The following is a 21,047-nucleotide window of genomic DNA, read 5'->3' as shown; positions in this document are numbered from 1 at the left end:
CCTCGCCGGACGCCGCCGCCTGTCGTCATCGCATCAGTCAGCAGTCGTTCGAGATGAACCACACGGGGTGCCAGTTCCCGTGCGGCTGCGTGTAGTAGGCCTCCGGCGAGGTGGACAAATAGGTTTTGCCCTTGCCCCAGAACGACGTCGTGTAGTGGTGCGTCTGGTTGTTCCTCCAGGACCCGCCGCTGTTGAAGCCGTCCGGGATCTCGTAGAAATCGCCGCAGGCCGCGTGAGTGAATCCCTTTCCTTCGTAGTTCGCTTCCTTCCACCCGCAGAACGCGCCGTAGGAACAGAGCTCGTACGGCGTGCGCGGGTCGCTGCCGTTCAGCCCGTCGCCGAATGCGTGCGCATACTTGTCGCCGGGCAAAGGATAGGTGATCACTGAATTGTCGCCGGTAACGATCTGATTGGGCGTGACCTGCCTGCCGTGCAGCATCGCCAGGTCACGGTCGATTTCGCCCTGCAGCGCGGCAGCCTGCCGGGCGGTGAACCCCGCGGACCGCAGCTGCGCCGCGAAGCCCGTGCTGGCGGGAGCCGCGTCCGCCTGCGTCGCCACTGTCGCGACGGCGGCCAGCGAAACCAATGCCGCCCCCAGCAACCCGCCGATTCTCACTCGCATGGAAACCCCTCTTCTGCTGGAAATGTCCAGGAGGGCGCGAACGGCGTATGCCGATAGGCCGGATGCGATGCCGCCGCTCGGTGTTTTCCCCGTCCCCCTGCCGGAAAACCAATATTCGCGCACCCGGAGGCCGGAGCGCGATGGTTTAAGCTAGAACTCAAAACAAGGGGGTTTCCGTGCTTCGGCTGCGCTGCACGCCCGAGGATCTTCTGCACGTGTCGATCGCCGAACATCCGGCGCCGCTCGGCGAGCTGACCCTCGCGATGCAGATGCTGCAGCGCCGCGACCCGGATCCGGCCTTCGTCCCGTGGCGCGAGCAGGTCGCGCGGCAGCTCCCGCGCGAAGGCAGGCGGCTGCTGCAGCTCGTCTCGCCCTCCGGTGCGGGCCCGATGTTCCTCGATCCGCCCAGCCGCACCGTGGAAGAGGGGCTAGACCGCGTGCTGTCCACGCCGCGGGCCGAGGTGCGCGCCGAACTGCGGCGGGTCTGCGCGATCGACCGGCCGCTGACCTCCTGGACGAAGCGGCTGGCCGGGCAGGACCGCGAGGCGTGGAAAACGCTGGACCAGGCGCTGCGCGCCGGCTACCGGAGCGTCCTCGCCGAACGCTGGCACAGTCTGCGGGCAGGCTTCGACGCCGAAACCGCGTGGCGAGCGAAAATCCTTGCGCGCCAAGGCATCAGCGCCCTGTTCGCCAGCCTCCGCCCGATGCTCCGCTGGAACGGCCTGACCCTCGAAGCGAACTTCCCCCGCCACCTCGACCTGACCTTGCACGGGCACGGCCTTGTCCTCCGGCCCACGCTGCTGTGGTCGGGATACCCGCTGGTGGCGTACTGGGCCGACGGGCCCACCACGCTGATCTATCCCGCGCTCACCCCGCTGCCTCTGCTCGCCCCGGCCGAGGCGCCGGACCCGCTGGCCGCGCTGCTCGGCGCCACCCGCGCGGAGGCGTTGCGGTCCTTGATCACCGGCCGCACCACGACCGGCCTGGCTCGCGAGCTGTCCGTCTCCGTAGCAGCGGCGTCCTTGCACACCAAGACTTTGCGAGAGGCGGGCCTGATCGTTTCGCATCGGGAGGGCAAAGCGGTCTGCCACGAGTGCACCCCGCTCGGGCTCGATCTGCTCGCCGCCCAACCGAGCTGAGCCGCAAAGTTCCGTACACAGCCCGAAAAGGCCGCCCCGCGTACGGGACGGCCTTTCCTCGGGGTTCAGCTGACAGTCAGCGACGTGTCGTCGAGGCAGAACGACGTCTGCAGGCTCGAGTCCTCGGTGCCGGTGAAGGTCAGCGTCACCGTCTGGCCGGCGAAGGCCGACATGTCAACGGTGTGCAGCTGGTATCCGGTCGCCTGGTTCAGGTTCGAGTACGAGGCGAGCGTGGTCGAACCGGCCTTGACGGTCAGCTTGTCGTAAGCCGTCGAGGTGGTCGTCTCGGCGGTGTCGACGTGGAGGTAGTAGCTGAGCGTGGCGTGGCAGCCCGACGGGATGCTCACCGACTGCGAGACCGTGTCGGTGTGCGCGGTGCCGTAGCCGTCGAGGTAGGCGAGATACGTGCCGCCGTGCGGGGATTCGCCGCTGGACGACGTGCTGACCACTCCGCTGGACGCGGTCCACGGGCTGGTGCCGCTCTCGAAGCCGGGGTTGCCCAGCTTCTGCCCGGAGCAGGTGCCGCCGCCGGTCGGGGCGATCGTCCAGCCGAAGGTGGTGGAGCCGGTCGCGCCCGAGGAGTCCTTGGCGGTCGCGGTCACCGAGTACGTGCCCGCGGTGGTCGGCGTGCCGGAGATCAAGCCGCCGGAGCTGATCGACAGCCCGGCGGGCAGGCCGCTGGCGGTCCAGGTGTAGCCGCCGCTGCCGCCGGACGCGGACAGCTGCAGGCTCGCCGCGGTGCCGACGACGCCGTTCTGGCTGCCCGGGTTGGCCGCCGTGACGCCGCCGCTCGGAGGGCCCGCGCTGAACGCCGCGGTGCCGTTGGGGGTGCCGAGGCCGGTCGGGCCGTCCCAGCCGGGGCCGGCGTTGCACTGCACCGAGGCGGAGCAGCTGCCGTTGCTGCCGGAGGTCACGTCGTTGAGGTTGCCGGTGTGCGAGTACGGGTAGGCGGCGGGGGTGTCGGACGCGCCGGGCGTGCCGGCGAGGGCATACACGGACGCGATGATCGGGGCGGACGCGCTGGTGCCGCCGTAGACGGCCCAGCCGCTGCCGCCGTAGGTCTGGTACACCGCGACGCCGGTCTGCGGGTCGGCCACGGCCGAGACGTCAGCGGCGGCGCGCTTGGCGCAGCTGGTCGTGACGTTCTGGAACGACGGCTTGGCCACGTAGCCCGAGCAGCCGCTTCCCGCGCCGCTCCAAGCGGTTTCGCCCCAGCCGCGCGCGCTGCTGTTGCGGCTCAGCGAGGTGCCGCCGACCGCGGTCACGTACTGCGACGAGGCCGGGTAGCTGATGCCGTAGCCGCTGTCGCCGGTGCTCGCGGTGATCGCGACGCCGGGGTGGTGGAAGTAGCTCGAGTCGGAGGAGGGTTCGGTGCCGTCTTCGCCGCCGCCGTAGCTGTTGGACACGTACTTCGCGCCCATCGACACGGCGGTGTTCACCGCGGTGCCGAGATCGGCCATGCTCGGCTGGTTCGCTTCGACGAGCAGAATGTGGCAATTCGGGCAGATCGCCGAAACCATGTCGACGTCGAGCGAGATTTCGCCGGCCCAGCCGGAATCCGCGGTCGGAAGGGGACTGGTTTGCCCGTTTTCGTTCACCTTTTTGAAACAGCCGTTCGCGGTGGTGCAGGCGGGCAGCCCGTAGGTGGAGCGGTAGCTCGCGAGGTCCGATTCGGCGTTCGGGTCGTCGTTGGAGTCGACGATCGCCACCGTGGCCGACGCGCTGCCCGCGGCGGTGAGGTTGTAGGCGGAACGCAGGTCCGAGGGACCGAACCCGCCGGGCAGCGCGCCCGGCGTGAGGAGCGCGCGCATGGTGTCGGTCTGGCGTTCGGCGAAACACGTGACCATGCCGGGCTTCGCCTTCTCGGCGCAGACGCGGGCGGTCGGATGCGCCGCGGCGGGCGAGGCCACGGCGGGCAGGGCCGGGGCAGTCAAGGCCAAGGCCGCGAAACCGGCCATGGCAAGGATTCTTCGGGCTGAACGGGACACGATCCCTCCCAGGGAATTTCCTGCGAACGGCGTCGGGCCATTCGGTGCCCAGTTGTCTACAGTTCGTTCAGCCCCGGCGGTGACGCGCTGGTGCCAGTGGCGCAATGGTGTCGGTCAGCCCGGTGGAGGTGCCTCCGAATGGTTCCCGAAGCAATCGGCCATCTCTTGACTCTCGGGCTCAAAGCGGACGAAGCAGAAATCTATCTCGACCTACTTTCGTCGGGACCGGTTCCGCCTGATCGGCTAGCGCTCGACACCGGCCGCGACCCCGGCGAGGTGCGCCGCGTGCTGGCGGTGCTGGCCGGAATCGGGCTGGCCGGCCCGGTCGACGGCCCCGGCTCGCCGATGTCCGCACTCCGCCCGGAACCGGTGCTGGAGGTGCTGACCAGGCAACGCGAGGCCGAACTGGCCGGAGCCCGGGCGGCGATGACGCGCCTGTACGAGCAGTACCGAAGACACTCGGTCCGCTACGACGCCGACCCGATGATCGAGGTGGTCAGCGGAACCACTGCCGCCGAACGGGTGCAGCAGCTGGAGCGAGCGGCGCGCATGGAGGTCCGCGGACTGGACTCCCCGCCGTACTACGCCGATGCGGACGCCAACGAGATCGAGCTGGAGAACCTGGCCCGGGGCGTCCGTTACCGCGCGGTCTACGGCAGGCTCGCGCTGGAACGTCCCGAGTACGTCGCGGAAAACATCCTGCCCTGCGGGAAAAGCGGCGAGGAGGCACGGGTTCTGCCCGAGGTCCCGGTGAAGCTCCTGATCGTCGACGACTGCGCGGCGCTGTCCGGCGCGGACCGCACGGTGTTGCTGATCCGGTCGTGCGGCCTGTTCGACGCCCTCGCCGGGCTGTTCGACATGTGCTGGCAGACCGCGCTGCCGCTGGGCCTCGCCGACGACGCCTCCGGCCCGGAGATCCGGCCCAGCGAACGGCGGCTGCTGGGGCTTCTCGCCGCCGGTCTCACCGACGACCAGGTGGCCCGGGTGCTCGGGGTGAGCAGGCGGACGATGTTCCGGTACCTGGAGAACCTGATGGCCAGGACGGGGGCGGCGAACCGGTTCCAGCTGGCGTTGCACGCGACTCGGAACGACTGGCTTTCGGTGGATGCTCAGCCGGGCGTCTCGGCGGTGCGTTCGGTGCCGCTGTGAGCGGTGATCTCGCGGACGCTGTCGGCCAGCAACCGGAGACAACCCGGCGCACCGGGGTTGAGCAGCAAGTCGACGTCCTCGTAGCTGTCCAGCAGCCGGACCAGATCGGCAGGCGCGGCCGGACGCCACCCGGCGGCGCGGACTCGGCGGCGGTGTGCCGGTGCGGTCGTGACGAGCAGACACGGGATGTTGTCCGGCGACGGCGCGACGAGCGGAAACTCATCGACGTCCACAGCCACCGCGAAGGCCGATTCGCGGAAGACCGATGCCAGCTGGTCGAAGCCGGCTTCGCCGCGGGCGGTCAGGCGGAGCACGGCGTCCAGCGGGTCGGTCGGGGAGTCTTCGGCCGCCGGTTCGTAGGACGGGTTGGGCTCGAAGCGGCTGACGGACCCGTCCTCGCGCGCGAGCCAGCCGCCCACCACGGCCTGCGGCGGCGGGCTCGGGACCTCGGCCCCTTCGGCCGTCGACGCCGGTTGCCACGCCGGGTCGACCAGCAGCACCCACTGGTCCTCGGACATCGCCGGCACCTCCTCCTCGTCCGGTGAATCTACCGTTCGGTCACGCACGGCCGGGACCTCCTTCCGCCAGTTCGGCCAGTTCAGCGGCCTGGCGGGCGGATGCCGCGCGTTCCTCAGCCTGGTACCGGCGGATGGCGGCGGCCGTGTGCCAACGGTCCAGCCAACCGAGGCCGACGACGCTCAGCCGGTGCAGGGTCGGTCGGGTCCTCGGGCCGTCGAGCGCATTCCGCAGTGCGGCGCGGAAGGCATCCGCGGGCAGGTTCTCCGCGGCCAGTTTCCGGATGACGGTGGCCAGGTCCCGGGCATAGGCGTCAGGGTTCGGACGGTCGGCGAGCCGGGCGATTTCCTCGAGCAGCAAGGCCCGGCCGCCGGGGGCGCTCAGGACGGCGTCCAGGGTGCCGTGCCGTTCCAGGACCTCGACCGCCTCGGCGATTCGGGTGACGTCCGCGCCGTCCCGGGTCGCTTCGGCGAGGTCGGAGAGCACTGCGGCGGCGTCCGGCTTGCCCAGCAAGGTGTCGGTCACGCCGTGCAGATGGAGGACGGCGTGCTGCTCGGTCAGGTCGTCGTGGAGCGCGGCGAGTTCGCGGGCGGCGGCCCAGATCAGGTCCGGTCGTTCGTGCCGTTCGACGTCCTCGGCGAGGGAAGCCGCCGATGCGCCGCGGCTTCGCTCGCCGAGGACCCAGCCGAGCAGTTTGGCGGTGCCGTCCCGGTCGCTCAGCGCGATCGGCCCGGCTGGCGGGGTCGGGCGGAACCACCAGTGGTGCGTCGCGGTTCGCACCAGCTCTTCGAGCAGCAGATCCCGGGAGTCGCCGCTGAGCAGGTAGTCCGCGGTCGGGTGTTCGGCAGCCGACAACCGGACGGCGACCGCGTCGGCTGGACGGTCGGTGCCGTCGGTGCGCAACTGCTCGGTGAAGTTTTTGACGGCGGTCGCGTCGGTGGTCAGGAAGGACGATCCATTAGGGACGGACACATCGGACGGTGAGTAATGCACCCCGACGGTACGGCCGTTGTGCGTCCATTCCTGAGGTGTTGCGGGTGCCGGGCCGCCGTCGTTCAAGCCGCGGAAGACCCTTGGCGTTGGCGTGCCAGTCGACATCTCGACAGCGGGGAGGGAAATCTTGACGTGACCGTCCCCTTCGGACACTCGGATCTTCACCGGGACGCGGTCCAGCACGTCGGTGCCCAGTGCGTCGGCGAGATGCCCGGCCAGTTCGCGGGCCGCGGCGGTGGCTTGTGCGCGGCCGTCCGGTCCGGTTCCGGTGACCTCGATCGGCGGGACCGGGCCGTCCGTCGAACGAAGGCGGGAGATCAGGTTCTCCAGCGGTGTATCTGCCACCAGGACAGCGTCTTTCGCATGCAGGGTGGCGGCGCGCTGGACTTCGCCAAGGTGGTAGTGCACGCGGCTGTCGTCAATGGTCAGGAGTGCGCGGGCAGCGGGCGGCAGCGGGACGTCGTGCACCTCGCCGGTGTAACTGCTGCGGTCGGTGACAGTGCGGACCAGAGCGGAAAGACCCGGGTCGGCCGCGATGTAGGACAAAGCCGCCTGCCACACCAGATCCGGCTCGGCGTGCCGGCGCACTGCGGGTTCGACTGCGGTCAGATGCAGGTCCCCGTCCCGGTTGTACAGGCCGCGCACCAGCGTCTGGATCACGCGCTGAGTCAGTTCCAGCGTCTCGAACCGGTCCGACAGCGGAGCCGGATCGCCTTGCGGCGGCAGGAGCCAGCTGTGGTCGCTGTTCATCCGGATCTCCGTCATGCCCGGAAGTTCGAGCGCGGAGTTCAGGCCGATCCGCCGGGCCGTTTCGGTCATCGCGACCGGACCGGAGCGGTACATCACCGACTGCCGGTGCACCCGGCCCATCGGCGTCGCGAAGAAGCCCTGGCCGAGCGAGTCGACCTCGCGCGGCATCAGGTTCGCTTGGGTCTTCCCGTAGTTCTCGCGCAGCTGGTCCAAATAGGACGCGGCGAACGGATGTCCTTTCGACATGGTGAACGCCGAGTTCGCTATATTCCCGCCGACCCGGTGCACCGCGTAGCCGGCGTCGGACTCGGCGGCGCGGACGACGTCGTCGAGGCCGTGCACGACGTTGTCCCCGTCGGTGTAGAGGCCGCCGAACCGGTGCATCAGTTCCAGCCGCAGGATGTCGCTCGCCGCCGCGAAACCCGGGCCGGTCTGCTTGGCCAGTTCGGACAGGTAGAACTCTTGTGTCCGCATCGGATGCTCGCTGGTGAACACTTCGTCCACATTGATCAGCTGGACTCGGTGCTCCGCCGCCCACCGCAGCAGATCCCGGACGTCGTGCAGCGGGTCCGGACCCTCCTCCGGGGCGGCGGTGGTCAGTGCCAGTTCGGTCTGCCAGCGCGGCACGTCCGTCCACAGGACGGGGACGATGCCGTCGCCGAGGCGGTCCGCCGCGTCGCCGAAATTCCGGCGGAAGGCGTGCATGGTGCCGGTGTCCTTGAGCGGACCGCCCAGCCAGATGGCGTGCATCAGCAGCGGGGTCGAGGTGGTCTTGGCGAGAGGTGCGACGTCGCCGGGCGCCCACGTGGCCAGCCGGTCGTCCGGACGTTCTTTCTCCAGAGTCCAGTCGCGATTGTCCTCGAGGTGCGCGGGGTCGAGGTGTTCGCTGCTCAGCTGGTAGCCCTTGGCGAGGTCCAGCAGGTCCAGGAAGCTGATGCCCTGTCCGGCGGTGAGATTGCGGAAGTCGTGTCCGCGCAGGAAATCCGGCGGTTCGGGGGCGCGGTACAGGCCGAACAGGTCCGGTCCGAGCAGCGGTGCCGGCGGCGGATTGTCGACTGCGGTCTGGCGCAGGTCGGCGACCAGATCCTCCGGCGCGGAATAGCGGTGTTCCTCGGCGGGCGGGACAGAGTCTGTTGTGGACAGTTCTGGAGAATCGCCGAAGGTGCGGAAGTGGCCGCCATCGGTGACAGCGGTGAAAGCGTGCGAGGCACCGATCGCCTTGCCGAGCGTTGCGGAATCCCGGCCGAACAAAGCAGGTTTCGTCGGTGCGTGCACTGTGGACGGTCCGCCGAGCTCGCCGAGCGCACGCTGGAAATCGTGCGCGACACCGCCCGGACCTTCAGTCTGGCCGGTGCTGCACGCGATGAGCGTGACCGAGTGGGATTGGGCCAGCGGAGCGGCTTGCGCCACGATCCGGGCAAAGGTATCGCCGTCGACTCGCACCGTCTGACCGCCCAGCAAGGTCACCTTGACCGACTGCTCGCGGCCGTGGGCGAAGACGAACAGAGAGTTGTCGTCCCACGGTGCCGGGGTGTGGTCGGCCCACTCGCCGAACCGGCGTCCGGACAGGTCCGGCGTGGCCCCGGTGGTGTTGGCCTGCTTCAGAAGCGGGTCGAACTTGTCCGGCGTCGCGCCTTCCGGAAGCGTGCTGACCGTCCTGGAGTTGGTGGCTACCCAGTCTCGTTCGACGCTTTCGGTGTGCTCGTTCGCCGGGAGGAACGAGACGGCGCGAACCCGGCCGGAGCTGTCGCTGATCGTCCGGACCTGGATCTCGGCCGGGTCGAAGCTGTACGGCCGATCGGTGTCAGTGTCCCAACCGGACACCGTGTCGTTCGCCTCGACAGTGCCTTCGCGGTGCTGTTCCGGCGTGTTCTCGGGCGGCCGCGGCCAGGTGTGCGCGGCGATCTGGCTGTCCGCTTCGGACTTGGCCTGCCACCACTTCCGCAGCGCCTCGTCGGCCTTCTCCCTGGCTTGCTGGATCCGGTCGTTCGCGTCGTCCTGCCGCGCGGTGTGGTCGGTGTGATTGTTGCGGTACTCGTCCAGCACGGCCAGGATTTCCGCGGCGCGGTCCTGCGCCGCCTGCCGCTGCCGGACCAGTTCGGCCTGCTCGTTCCGGATCTGCTGGGTCTGCCGTTGCGTGTCCCAGGCACGCGCGACCAGATCGCTTTGCGCGACGGAACCCGGTTCTTCGCCGAGAGCCAGCGAAAGCAGTTGCTCGTCGAGTTCGTTGAGCCGGGCGATTTCGTCGTTGCCCGCCCGCAATGCCTGGCCCGCGTCACGGGCCTCGTTCTGCGCGGTCTGCACCGCTTGCCGCATTTGCTGTACTGGATTGCCGTCGACTGGGAGGTTCAGCCCGCGTGCACCGTCGGTCGTGGTGCGCATATTGTCGTTTTCGGACAGCCACGCGTCATCGAAATCGCGCTGCGCCTTCTCGAGTTCCTCTTCCGCGGTACGCCAATCCTCGGCGGCTTTCTTCACTGTGTCTTGCGCCGAAGCGAGCGTTTCGGGCAACGGCTGGCCGAGCGACTGCTCGAGGTCGGTTTCGCTCATCCGCGTCCGCGAAGATTGCGGCACCCGCACTTCGACCGCCGCGGTTTTGCCGTCGACCGTCGCGACGATCCGGTACTCGACGTCCAGCCCGACCAGACCGGTCCGGCCCTTGTCCTTGCCGACGACGGACCGCTGCGCGGCGGCGGTGCTGGACGTCGGATCGCTCTGGCCGACCGGGCTCCGGACGTCGAGCCCGCCCCAGGCATGCGTGTTCCGGCCCGGGTCGGTGATGCCGCCCGTGCCGACATTGCCCTGCAGTTCGCCGGTGACCGTTTCCTTGGCCTCGCCGGTGAAGGTCGACCCGGATTGGTCCGAACGCTCCAGTTTCACCGAATCGCTGAGCCCGACCAGATCCGGTTTCACCACGCGGGTGTACACCTTCACCGAGGCGTGGCTGCTGCCGGTCACTGCGGAGGAATGCAAGTCCGGAGTCGCGAACGGTTTGCCGACCATGTTCGGGAGATGTGCTTGCAGCGTCTCGTTGGTGATCGAGGACGAGAGCGTGTTGTGCGCGCCGGTGCCGGGCCCGGTGAGACCGTTGCCCGCGCCGGCCAGCCGCAAAGCGCGGAGGGCGCCGGCTCGCACGTCCGCGGCGCCGCGGAGGCCTTCGACAGTCGAAGACTTCGGCAGCGGGCCGAAACCTTCCTGCTGCCACGCTGCGAGACGGTCCGGAGTGGACTCCGCGGCGTTGAGTTCAGTGGTCCGAGATCCGTACAGTTTGGTGTGGTACTGCTCGTCACCGGAGATCTTGTGGTCGTCAGCGGACGACCTGGACGTCACGGTCGCCTCTTGCGAAGCGACCGGGTAGGTGCGCCCGTCCCTGGCGACGACCAATTCGAACTGGACCTGGTGCTGATACCGCGCCGACGGCCCGCTCGAGGACGAGGTCAACGCCGTGGTCGTGGCCTTGTTCTCGACGGTCTGGTCGCTCTTCGCGCGGGTCCCGGAAGCTCCCAGATACGCGCCGTCGTAGCCGCTGACCTTGGGCTGGCTGTCCTGGAACAGGCCGCGGCCGGCACCGCGGATCTGCCCGCCGTAGGACGAACCGCGGCCGGAATTCTCTTTGTCCGTAACGGTCGAATTGACTACGTGGTCGATCTCGCTGCCGTCGTGTTTCACGTCGAGGAACCGGGTGTCGAGGATCTTCGCTTTGAGCAGCAGCTGGTAGTTGTCCGTCCACAGCACGCCCGGGTCTTGCGCCACCAGGGACACGCCGCCGTCCAGCGCACCGTCCACAAGAGACGTGACCGCTTCCGGCGAGGCGGTGTCGAGGGTCCGCTGGAGGTTGTTCATCGAATCGTCCAGCACCGATTTCGGCAGCAGCTTGTCGCCGAGCTTGCCGAGCTGCTGCCGGGCGTCCTGCACCAGCTTCGACAGGTTGGGAGCGTCCTCCAGCACCGCCGAGCCGAGCGAGCTGGATTTGCCGCCGACGAGCGGCGGAGCCGAAAGCTTGCCCGGCGCCGGGGTGCGCGGTTCGACCGGCGGCAGCAATCCTTCGGCACGAGCCTCGTCCTCGGTCATCGCCACGAAGACCGAACCCGGCAGCTGGACGTCCGCGCCCGCTCGCGAGATCGAGCCGTTGACCAAGCCTTCCTGGCGGCTTTCCGCGATCAGCCGGACCTTGCTGTCGTACTGGACGAGCACCGTGCGACTGTCCGAAGAGGACCGATTGGTGTGGTCGATGCTCGCGGTGATCTCATGGGACGAACCGGAGCTGCGCTGCCATGGGCTCCACTTCGCGGTGCCGAAGAGCTGACCCTGGCCGTGCGTGTCGGTGCCGGTCGGCCGCACGGTGAGTCCGAGCTGGACGTTGGCTTCGATGGATTTCTTTTGCGTACCCTCGTAACTGGCCTTCGAGCCGCCGGAATACGTGCGGTCGCCGCCGCCCGTTTCGGACACCGCGACGAGTTTCGGATTGCTCAGCGAGATGCCCATGCCCAGACCGCCGACTCGGTCGGCTACTCGGCGTTCGTAGCGGAAGCCGTTCGCCGTCCCGCCCTGCTTCAGGAGTTTCGGCGTGAGGCCGCGGAAGTTCTCCGGCGAGAACATCCGGTCCACGCGAGCACGGGCTTCGCTGCCGGGAAGCCCGAGCACCGCGTCGCCGCCGGCGGCGCGCTGGAGCTGGCGCAGCGCCTCGTCCCGCAGCGCCTCGGTGTTGGCGAAGGCTTCCACGTGCAGGAACTTCGGCGTGGTCTGGTTTTGCTGCTGGGTCAGCAGGTCGTCGATGCTCGGGGTTTCGTTGGGGGTCATCGAGACGACGCCCGGCTTGCCCGGCTTGAATTCGGACGGGTCCTTGGCCAGTGCCGTGCCGTCGTTGATCCACATATCGACTTTGCCGGAGATCGGCGGCAGATCCGGGTCGCCGGTTTTGGCCACTGTGGACACCTTCGGCGTGACCCGGAACGGCGACCCGGGCGTCAGCCGCCGCACCCACGGCCGGTTGCGGGTGTAGCTGGTGATCTCGACCTCGAACTCGACGTCGTGTTCGAACACCTGCGAATTCGGGCTGCCGCCCTTGCCGGTCGTCGTGGTCACCGTCGGGCCGCCGGAGTTTTTCCACGTCCGGTTGTCGGAGTACTGCAGCGGGGTCACGGTCGGGCTGATGCCGAGGTTCGCGCCCGCCGTGGCGCCAGGGATGATGACCCGGCCTTCGACGCCGACCGACCAGCCTCGTTCGGTGGTCGTCGCGCTGGTCAGCGAGGGGCTCGTTTCGTTGCTGTTCTTGACCGAGCGGCCGTCCGCCTGACCGAGATGACGGCCAGGACCGGGCTTGGCCTTGACCGTGACGTTGATGTACTCGTCGGTGAACAGCCCGCGCCGCTTCAGTTGCGCTGAAACGCCTTGCGTGAAGAGACTGTCCATTTTGCCCCGGAGCGAGGCGACCGAGAACGTCGACGTGATCTTGCGGAGGTTCGCGAACCGGTCGGCGATGTCCCGGCTGGAGCCTTGTTTGTCGCTCTGGAATTGGTCCCAGCGCGGCAGGAATTTGTCCGCGCCGGGCAGATTCCGCAGCGCGTTCTCGATCTGCGGCTGGACGCGCGTCGCGGGCTCGAACGATCCGGGCCGGGCGGTGCCCGCCGCCATGGCCGCCGCGAGGTACGGCGGTTCGTAGCGGACGCCGACGTCCTTGAACTTCGTCGGGGTGGTCTTCGGCACCGGCAGTCCCTGGGCTTTCGCCTCGGGCAAGCCCATCCGGGTGTACGAAGTGGCCTGTACGGTGGTCTTCTCGCCGTTCGAGGTGGTGACATCGAGGTCGACGGTGACCTTGTACAGGCCGATGTCGCCCTTCGCGTTCACTGTGGACTTGTTGGTGAAGCTGGTGCCGCTGGTGGACTGTTGGCTGACCTTCCGGGAATAGCTGCCGCTGACCCCGCCGACGCCGCCGACCGTGCCGGGCACATAGGACCCGCCGCCGAAGATCGCGTTGGCCTCTCCGCCGTATTTGGAGGAGACAGCAGTGCTTCCGCCGTTCACCGACGAGTCGTTGAACCGCAGTTCGCTGTCTCCGGGAATCGTGCCGAGGTATTCGACGTTCGTGGGCCGCACCGCCAGTTGCACGGCTTCGCGGTGCGCGCCGTGCGGGCTGAGCAGGTCGTTCGACACCACCGGATTGCCCTGCATCGCGGTGCCGAGCATGCTGCGCACCCCGCCGCGGCTGAGGAATTCCCGCAGCGAGGTGCGGCCAGGGGCGCCGAATTTCGTCACCGAGGGGTGGAGGTTCTTGCTTACCTGATCGAAGAGGGCGTTCTCGTCGAAATCGACCGCTTCCGGAGAGAGGAATTCGATCTTCTTCGCCCAGTCCGGTTTGGGCTCCGCCGGACCGGCCGTCGGTTCCTGTTTCAGGTTGGCCAGGTCGGTGGAGAGAACCAGCCCGACCTGTCCATCCACTGTGGAACCGACCAGCCCGCCGGTTTCGTTGCGCACCGTGATCCGGTAGGTCACCGGAGCGTCGGCCCGTTGCATGTCGCCCGCGGTGCGGATCACGCGCTGCTCGGTGCCGGTCGTGGTGCCGGTGTGCTCCGCCGACGGGCTGGCGAGCTGCGCGGTACCGCCGACGGACGCGTACGGGCCTGCTGGGAACATCGCGAAGTACGAGCTGCCGACGGCCTTCGCGGTGGTGTCGGTGTTCGGGCTCGCGTGGGTGGTCTTGACCTCGTTCTTGACGTCGCCGATGGTCGGCTGCGGCAGTTTCGTGATCTGGTCGGCGTTCACTTCGCTGAAGTCCGGTTCCGCGGTGACGTGCACCTCGTGCCACTTCTCGCCGACTCGGACCATCGACTTGCGACCGTCGCCCATGAAGGACTCGAACTCGGGGCCGGCGAGGGAATCGGTGATCGCGTCGATGCCGTGCGTCCGCGGCGGGTTCTGCTGGTTCGGGTTCAGGCGGCGGATCAGGTTTTCGATGCTGGTGCCGACGTCCTTCGCGCCGCGGACGTCGACCGGGACCACCGAGCCGAGCGCCTTGCCGTCGCGGACGAACTCGGGCAGCCGGTCCGCGAGGGGGCGGGTGTCCGGCGGTTCCTCGGTTTGCTCGTCCGCGACCAGTACAGCGTCGCCCTGCTGCGGATTTGTTTCTTGCGGCGCTTTGATCGGCGTGTGGAGACTCGGCTTGCCGTCCGTGTCGGGTTGCGAGCGAGGGTTGTCGTGGTGCGGCTGTGGCTCCGGCTCCGGCTTTGGCGCGGGGGAGTCGCCGAGGTGGTGATCGCGGATGTTCGCGGTGCTCGAGACGGCCTCGAGCTGGTCGAGATTGCCCTGGTTGAGCCGCGAATCGTGCCACGCGTCCGGCCCCATCACGCCGGGCTGGTCCCCGCGGTTGAAGAGCATTTCGTCGTTTTTGTAGCCGTCGCCGAGGCCGAGGAAATGCATCAGCTCATGCGTGACGCCGAAGGCCGAGTCGTGCACGTCCCAGTTGAGCTGGTTCGTCTCCGGAGTGTTCGGGTCCACAGTGGAATCGTGCAGGTTCACCGGGATCCGGCGGCGGGGGTCGGCCTGCCAGCCGGTGTCGTCCGGGTGGATGTCGTCGGCGACGCGGACGTCGAGGCGAAGGTGCAGCTGGTCGCCGCCGGGCAGCCGGGAGGACTGGTTGACCCATTCTTCGAGGTGGTCTCGCAGTTCCTGAATGAACTGTTCGCGCTGCTCAGGCGAAACTGATCCGGAATGCGAGGTCAGGTCGATCGGGATGGTGTGCTCGCGCACCCACTGTCCCGGCGCGATCTCGAACCGGCGCACGTCGAACCGGATGTGCGCCATCGCGCCGGCGAGCTGCCCGCCCTTCAGCCCCGCGCGGTTTCCGGTGAACTGCTCAGCGATCTTCTTGATCGGATCGAACCGCTCCGAGGAGAACCTCGTCACCGGGGCGGTGTCGCGGCGGCCGTTCCAGTCCTTCGGCCCCGGCAGAGTCTTCGGGTTCGGCTTCGGCGCTGCCTTTGCCTGCCCGTTGTTTTTTGGCGCAGCAGCAGGAGTCTGCGTGTTTGCCGGACGGTTGCCGCTGAGATTGTCGACGAGGGCTTGCCGGGTCGCGAGCGTGAGATCGGCGAGCTTCTTGCCGTCCTCGACGTTCTCCTTCATGCCCTTGACCAGCGAGGTGCGCTCGTTCTTGGGCAGATTCGCGACGACGTCCGAAAACACCTCCGGCCTGCTGGGCGTAGGCCCGCTCGGCGTGATCCCGTGGAACGCGGCCTTCGCGGCGATCTTCGCGAGGTTGGGGTCGAGAGTCGTGTGATTGCCGAGATAATGGCCGATCTGGTCGGACCACCTGGTCTCGTTGGCATGACTCTGGGCCAGCGCGGTGATCCCGTTCGGGTCGGTGCCGACCTTGCCCGCGATGCGCGATCCGTCGGTCTGGATGGCCAGATCGGAGGAGAATTTCGCGATCGCCGTCGGATGGTCGCTGTATTGCCAGCCCGGGTTGCGTTGCGACAGAACCGAATCGACGATGCCTCGTCCCTCTTTGGCTCCGTAATCGAAGCTGCCGGTGTTCGGGTTCTTGATGCCGAACGTGACGTCGTTCTCGAGCTTGTTCCCCGGCATCCGCAAGAAGGTATTCGGTTCCGGGAAATAAATCGCTCGGGAGTCGACTCCGGCCAGTGCCTGCCGAACGTCAAGATCCAACTGCGCCGCGCGATTGGCGAGGTCCCCGTCCTCGGGCCGGACGTGATAACCGCCGCTGATCACCTCCGGCGGACCCTCGGGATTCTGCTGGACCGCGGTGTCGACCGCGTCGAACACCGGTCCGGTGCGGGTGTCGAGGGAGTGAACGTCGGCGTCGCCGGTGTGCAGGTAAACCTCGTTGTCGCCACCGGCTTCGCGGATCTGCTCGGCGAGCTTCTCGGTGACCGGATTCCGCGCGATCGTTTCGCGGATGCCGCCGTAGGGGATGGTCTTCTGGTCGACGACCGGGTTGCTCGGATGTTTCCAGGTGAACCCGATGATCGCTACCGGGAAGCGGTTGTCCCAGGTATTCTGGAATTGCTGGATTTTCTGGTTGATCGCTTGTTCCGAGCCTGGTGTTCCGTTGATGCCGATGACGAGGCCGAAACGTCCGTCGGAGGAGTTTCCGGTGAACCCGGTGGAGTACTTCTCCGCGAGGGTGCGGAGATTGTCGTCCGGGGTCGCGGCGACGGTGGCCACTACGCCGATGCTGCTCTGATTGTCCTCGTTGCGGGTGCCGAGATTGCCGATGATGCCGGTTTCGTGCACGACGGTGAACTTGAAGTTCTTGTGGTGCTGAGCGAAGTCTCCCTTGCCGCCGGTGACCGGAGGGTGTTTGCCGACGTTCGGACCGGGGCCGGTGGGTGCGGCGAGGGTCGGCTTTTTGGGTGCGGCGACGGGTGTGTGGAGGTTGCGGTTCTGGGGGTTTGGCTTTTTGGGTGCGGCGACGGGCGTGTGAAGGTCGCGGTTCTGGGGGTTTGGCTTTTTGGGTGCGGCGACCGGCGTGTGGAGGTCGCGGCGTGCGGCGGCGTTGTCGCGGGAGCGGGGGGCGGGAGTGGGTTCGGTGCTGATCGGCTTCGCCGGGGCGGGGGGTGGCTTGAGGCCGTTCTTGGGCGGGGCGGTGTTGCCCGGGGTCGGCTCGGGGGTGGGCTTCGCGCCGGTCGCCGGATTCGGGTTGACGGCGGGTTCGGGGTTGGTTGAGGGGTTCGACGTTGGGCTGAGGCCGCCGGTCGGTTTCGCATTGGTGGACTGGTTTTGATCCGGACCGCCAGTTGCCGGGTGGGGACCGGCGGTCGACGTCGGCTGGGGGCTCGGGTTGGGGGTGGGCGAGGCGTGCGACGGGGTTTGTCCGGTGGTGACCGGCGTGGGGTTCGGGCCGTTGACGGTGGTCTTCGGGGCGGGGACCGGGGACGAGTCGATGCCTTTGACGCTGGTCGACGTCGGCGGCGGGACCGGCTTGGGCTGCGGGGCGGCGGCCGGGTTCGAGCTGGGGTTGGAGTTCGGGCTGCTGGGGTTGGCGGTCGAACCCGGGGCGCGGACGGAGCCGGGGGACGGGCTGGTCTCCGGGGCGTGGTTGGCGGCCGGGTTCGGGGAGGTGGTGGCGTTCGGGCCGAGGGAGGTGTTCGAAGCGCCGGTGAAGTTCGTCGAGGGGGCCGGGGTGAGGTGGCCGGACGAGTTCGGGGCGGACTCCGGGCCGGGGTGAGTCGTTGGGTTCGCGGAGCCGTCCGGCTGGCTGGGATGGGCTGTGGCGGGCGTCGGATCCGCGGTCCGGTTGCCGCTGAAGCCGGGGAGGCCGGTGTCGGGCTGCGGGGTGGGCGCGTGGTTGCCGTTGGCCGCTGGCGGTGAGGGGGCGCGGCCTCCGGTGGAGGGAAGGGGCTGGCCGTTTGTGCCGGTGGAGTCGAGGTTTCCGGGTTTGACGGACTCCGGTGCCGACGGTGTCGCGGTCGGCGGCGGGGTGGGGGTTTCGGTCCGGACTGAGTCCGGTGTGGATGGTGTTGCGGTTGGTGGTGGGGTGGGGGTTTCGGTCCGGACTGAGTCCGGTGTGGATGGTGTTGCGGTCGGTGGTGGGGTGGGGGTTTCGGTTTTGACCGAGTCCGGTGTGGACGGGGGCGGGGCGGCGTGGTGATCGGTGCCGTTCGTGCCTTGGTTGGCGGGGGCGGATTCCGGGTTGTGGGCCGGATTGGTGCTGGGGCCGGGGTTGCTGTTCGTACCGGGGTGGGTTGTGGAGTTGGAGTCGGGGCCCTGATTGCCGGTCGTGCTGCCGGGACCCTGGGGCCCGTTCGTGCTGGGGCTGGCGGCTGGGGGGTTGGGGGTGCCGCTCGGGCTGGTGGTGTTGGGGCCGCCCGGGTTTTCGGTGCCGGGACGGGCTCCGGGCGGGTTCGAGCCGGTGGCGGGGGCGTCGTGGTGGGAGCTGCCGGGAGTGGTGGCGGTGCTGCCGGGCGAGGGGGAGTTCTGGTGGGTGTTGCTCGCCGAGCCGTTTGCGGGGGTGTTGCTGCTGGTGAGGTTGGAGTCGTGGGGTGGGTTCGCCGAGTCCGAGCTGCCTGTGGGGTTGGGGCTCGCGGCGTTCACGTTGCCGGGTGACTGCGAGTCGCTGGGGGGAAGGGAGCTGTTCGCCGAGTCCGGGTTGACTGCGGAGTTCGAGCCGCTGGTGGGGTTGCTCGGTGAAGTCGAGTTGCTGGTGGGGTTTTGGCCTGCGGAGTTGGCGTCGCCGGTTGACTGCGAGTTGCTTGCGGAGTCGGAACCGTTCGCCGAACTTGAGTTGCTTGCGGGGTTGGGGCTGTTCGCGGAGTTCGGTCCGGCGGCGGGGTTGGGGTCGCCGGTGGAAGTGCCGCCGTTTGTCGAGTGCGAGCCGTTTGCGGAGGTGGAGCCGTTCGCCGAACCCGAGTTGCCTGCGGGGTTGGGGCTGCTGGGCGAGTTGGGGCCGCTCGCGGAGTTCGGGCCGGTGGCGGAGCCGCCGGTGGAAGGGGAGCCGTTGGGGGAGTTCTGGCTTCCGGGCGAGGTGCCGCCGCTTGTGGGGTTGGGGCCGCCCGTTGAGGTGGAGTTGGTCGCCGGGGGCTGGTTGTTCGTCGCGGTGGTGCTGGGCGAGTGGGAGTTGTTCTGGCCGTCGCCGTGCGGGGTGTTATTGCCGGATCCACCGGAACCGCCGGAACCGACGCCACCCCGATCACCGGAGCCGCCAGAGGAACCCGGCCCGTTGACCGGGTCCACCTTGATGTTCCCCGTCCCGCCGCCCCCGCCGGGATCGTTCGGGCCCTTCCCCGTCCCGCCGCCGTCCTTGCCGCCGCCGGTGAGTTTGTCGTGGAGGTTTTGCCCGGCGTGATGTGCGCCGTGCGTGGCGGCACCGCTCAGGCCGCCGTTCAGGGCTCCCCACCCCAGGCTGTCCAGGTCACCGCCGAACAGACCGGCGCCGGCCAAGCCGACGACCACCTCGGTGGCTGCTTCCACACCGGCCGCGCCGAAGACGTTGTGGCCCCATTTGCCCAGACCGCTGTGCGCGCCGGCGGCGAACGCCCCGCCGATCGCGCCCAGCGCCGCGTTCTGGCCGATCTGTTTCCAGTCGAAGCCGTCCCGGTTCCCCTGCGCGATCTGGATGAACTCGGCCAGCATCTCCTCGGCCGCCTCTTCCGCGGCTTCCTGCGCGGCCTCTCGCGCGACCCTCGACAGCAGGCTCATCAACCGCGACATCAGCGAGCGTTCGATCTGCATCACCGCGGTCCGGCCTGCGGCCCAGATTCCCGGGATCAGCGGGGCGGTGAACGGGTTCGTCATCGCCCAGATCAGGTCCGCGGCGGTGACCGCGATGGAAATGAGGATGCCGTATTTGGCGTTTTCCACATTCAGGGCGTATTCGCGTAAAGCAGCGGCTTGTTGCTGGGCCCGGTAGGAGAAACCGGCGCCCATGGTGCTGAGTTTGTTGGCGTAGTCGGCGAAGTTGGTCGCTACGTCGCCGCCGACGTTGGAGACCACTTGTTCCGCCAGTTGGCTGAAACCGGTTCCCGCGGCGGAGATCTGCTGCGCGACCTGGTCCCATTCGGCAGCGAGTTCGCGCGCTTTGTCCTCGTCGCCCTGGGGCCAGGCGTCACCCGCGATGATGTAGAACACCCAGTTCAGGCTGGGGTCCACCATGAGGCTCATCGCGGGTCACCTCCTTGCGCGGAGCGAAAAAGTCAGGAAACGGGTTCTTCCGGGGTGATCGCGGGCTGGGCCGGGATCGACTTCGCCGGTTGCCAACCCGCGCCTTCCACAGCGGGCAGCCAGGCCTCCGTCGGCTCCAGCGGATGCGTCGGGGTGGTCACTTCGCCCTCGGGGGTCTCCATCTTGTCCTCGACCGCATGCATCGGTTTTTCCGAGCGGACGAAGACGGTCGATTCGGTCGGCCGCAGCGGGGTGACCTCGCCTTCGCGCCTCAGCACCTTGTGCTGGACCGGGCGCTCGACCGCCAGACGCCTCAAGCGCCGAGGTTCCTCGCCCGGTTTCGAAGGCAGAGGTTCCTGGCCGCGGTCCGGGATCTGGGCTCGGGCGGTCTTGGCCGGGGTCCAGCCGCCGCCGTCTTCGGCTTCCCGGTCTTTGCCGAGCAGTTTGCCTTGGATTCGCACGCCGCGCCCGTACTCGGTCGGGGGTGCGTCGGTGCCGCCGGGGTCGGCTTTGCGGACCTTGTGGTTCAGGTCGGTGAAGTTCTTGAACAGGGCGTTGGAACCGTCGTACGCGCCCTGGTCGGCCTCGCGGAACGACGTGGCCATGTCGCCGATCGCGTCGCGCGTCGCTTCCACCGCCAGCGCCCAGGCGTTGATTCCGTTGTAGATCTCGGCCGCCGACTGGATGTGCGTCTTCGAGAATTCGTTGCCGTTCTTGTCGTTTCCGGCCGCGTCCTCGATCCGGCCGGGATTCGCCAGGCTTTGCACGAGCTGGGCCAGCGTGCGCAGTTCGGCGCTCTTGCCGTCGAAGCCGTCGCGGCCACCGTCCAGCCCGTCGGCGTCGACGAAAAACTGGTCTGTCACGGCAGATTCCCTTCGTCGAATCCCGGCACTCGCGCCGAGAACAGGGCGTTGACGTCCACTTTTCCGCTCATCAGGTCCTGAGCGGAAATACCCGGCGGCAGCATCGGGGCCATCAATTCCGCGGCTGCGGCGACCGATTTCTGCCGCGCGGCGGAGACGGTCTGCACGATCACCGACGCGAGTTCCGCGGGGGCCATGCGTTTGTAGGCGCTGGTGGGGAAGGAAAGTTCGGTCAATTCACCGGTGCGGCCGACGGTCGCGGTCACCTCGCGGCGGGCGGAAGTGACGGTGCTGGTGGCGGTTTCGACGTCCTGGCGGGCTTGGTCGAAGTGGTCGCGTTGGTGCTGGTAGGCGGCCATCGCGTCTTCGAGCATCTGTTCGTGCTGCGAACTCATCGGTTTCCTCCCTAGAG

Annotated in this window: 8 protein-coding genes; 2 read left to right on the top strand and 6 right to left on the bottom strand. The window is 68.4% G+C overall.

What is annotated here, in order from left to right; genetic code table 11:
- Positions 1-37: 37 nt before the first annotated feature.
- Entirely contained in the window at positions 38-622 is a 585-nt protein-coding gene (locus ACZ7OI_RS19720) for a hypothetical protein (protein ID WP_470265630.1), read from the bottom strand.
- 176 nt (positions 623-798) lie between these two features.
- On the opposite strand from ACZ7OI_RS19720, the gene ACZ7OI_RS19715 reads away from it, so the two are divergent.
- Positions 799-1,761 (top strand): ArsR/SmtB family transcription factor, encoded by a 963-nt coding sequence (locus tag ACZ7OI_RS19715; protein WP_470265629.1) that lies wholly within the window; start codon positions 799-801, stop codon positions 1,759-1,761.
- 65 nt (positions 1,762-1,826) lie between these two features.
- Here the strand turns inward: ACZ7OI_RS19715 and ACZ7OI_RS19710 are convergent, their stop codons facing one another.
- The gene (locus ACZ7OI_RS19710; protein WP_470265628.1) at positions 1,827-3,719 is read right to left on the bottom strand and encodes a putative Ig domain-containing protein; all 1,893 of its coding nucleotides are present in this window, start codon (positions 3,717-3,719) and stop codon (positions 1,827-1,829) included.
- 168 nt (positions 3,720-3,887) lie between these two features.
- On the opposite strand from ACZ7OI_RS19710, the gene ACZ7OI_RS19705 reads away from it, so the two are divergent.
- Positions 3,888-4,898, top strand: a complete 1,011-nt coding sequence (locus ACZ7OI_RS19705) for a helix-turn-helix domain-containing protein (protein WP_470265627.1) — start codon at positions 3,888-3,890, stop codon at positions 4,896-4,898.
- Here the strand turns inward: ACZ7OI_RS19705 and ACZ7OI_RS19700 are convergent.
- The 4 genes from ACZ7OI_RS19700 to ACZ7OI_RS19685 are packed head-to-tail and all read right to left on the bottom strand — an operon-like array spanning position 4,859 to position 21,030.
- Entirely contained in the window at positions 4,859-5,416 is a 558-nt protein-coding gene (locus tag ACZ7OI_RS19700) for a type VII secretion system-associated protein (protein WP_470265626.1), read from the bottom strand. The two genes, ACZ7OI_RS19705 and ACZ7OI_RS19700, sit on opposite strands and share 40 nt — an antisense overlap.
- 40 nt (positions 5,417-5,456) lie before the next feature.
- Entirely contained in the window at positions 5,457-19,772 is a 14,316-nt protein-coding gene (locus ACZ7OI_RS19695; protein WP_470265625.1) for a WXG100-like domain-containing protein, read from the bottom strand.
- 32 nt (positions 19,773-19,804) lie between these two features.
- Positions 19,805-20,635, bottom strand: a complete 831-nt coding sequence (locus ACZ7OI_RS19690; protein ID WP_470265624.1) for a hypothetical protein — start codon at positions 20,633-20,635, stop codon at positions 19,805-19,807.
- Complete coding sequence (locus tag ACZ7OI_RS19685) at positions 20,632-21,030, bottom strand: YbaB/EbfC family nucleoid-associated protein (RefSeq protein ID WP_470265623.1); 399 nt, start codon at positions 21,028-21,030, stop codon at positions 20,632-20,634. Before ACZ7OI_RS19685 ends, ACZ7OI_RS19690 begins: the two co-directional genes overlap by 4 nt.
- Between the last annotated feature and the right edge of the window lie 17 nt (positions 21,031-21,047).

Source organism: Amycolatopsis sp. NPDC114503 (assembly GCF_055633655.1).
Note: the sequence above shows the minus strand (reverse complement) of the source record. Positions and strands in the feature narration are given on the sequence as shown.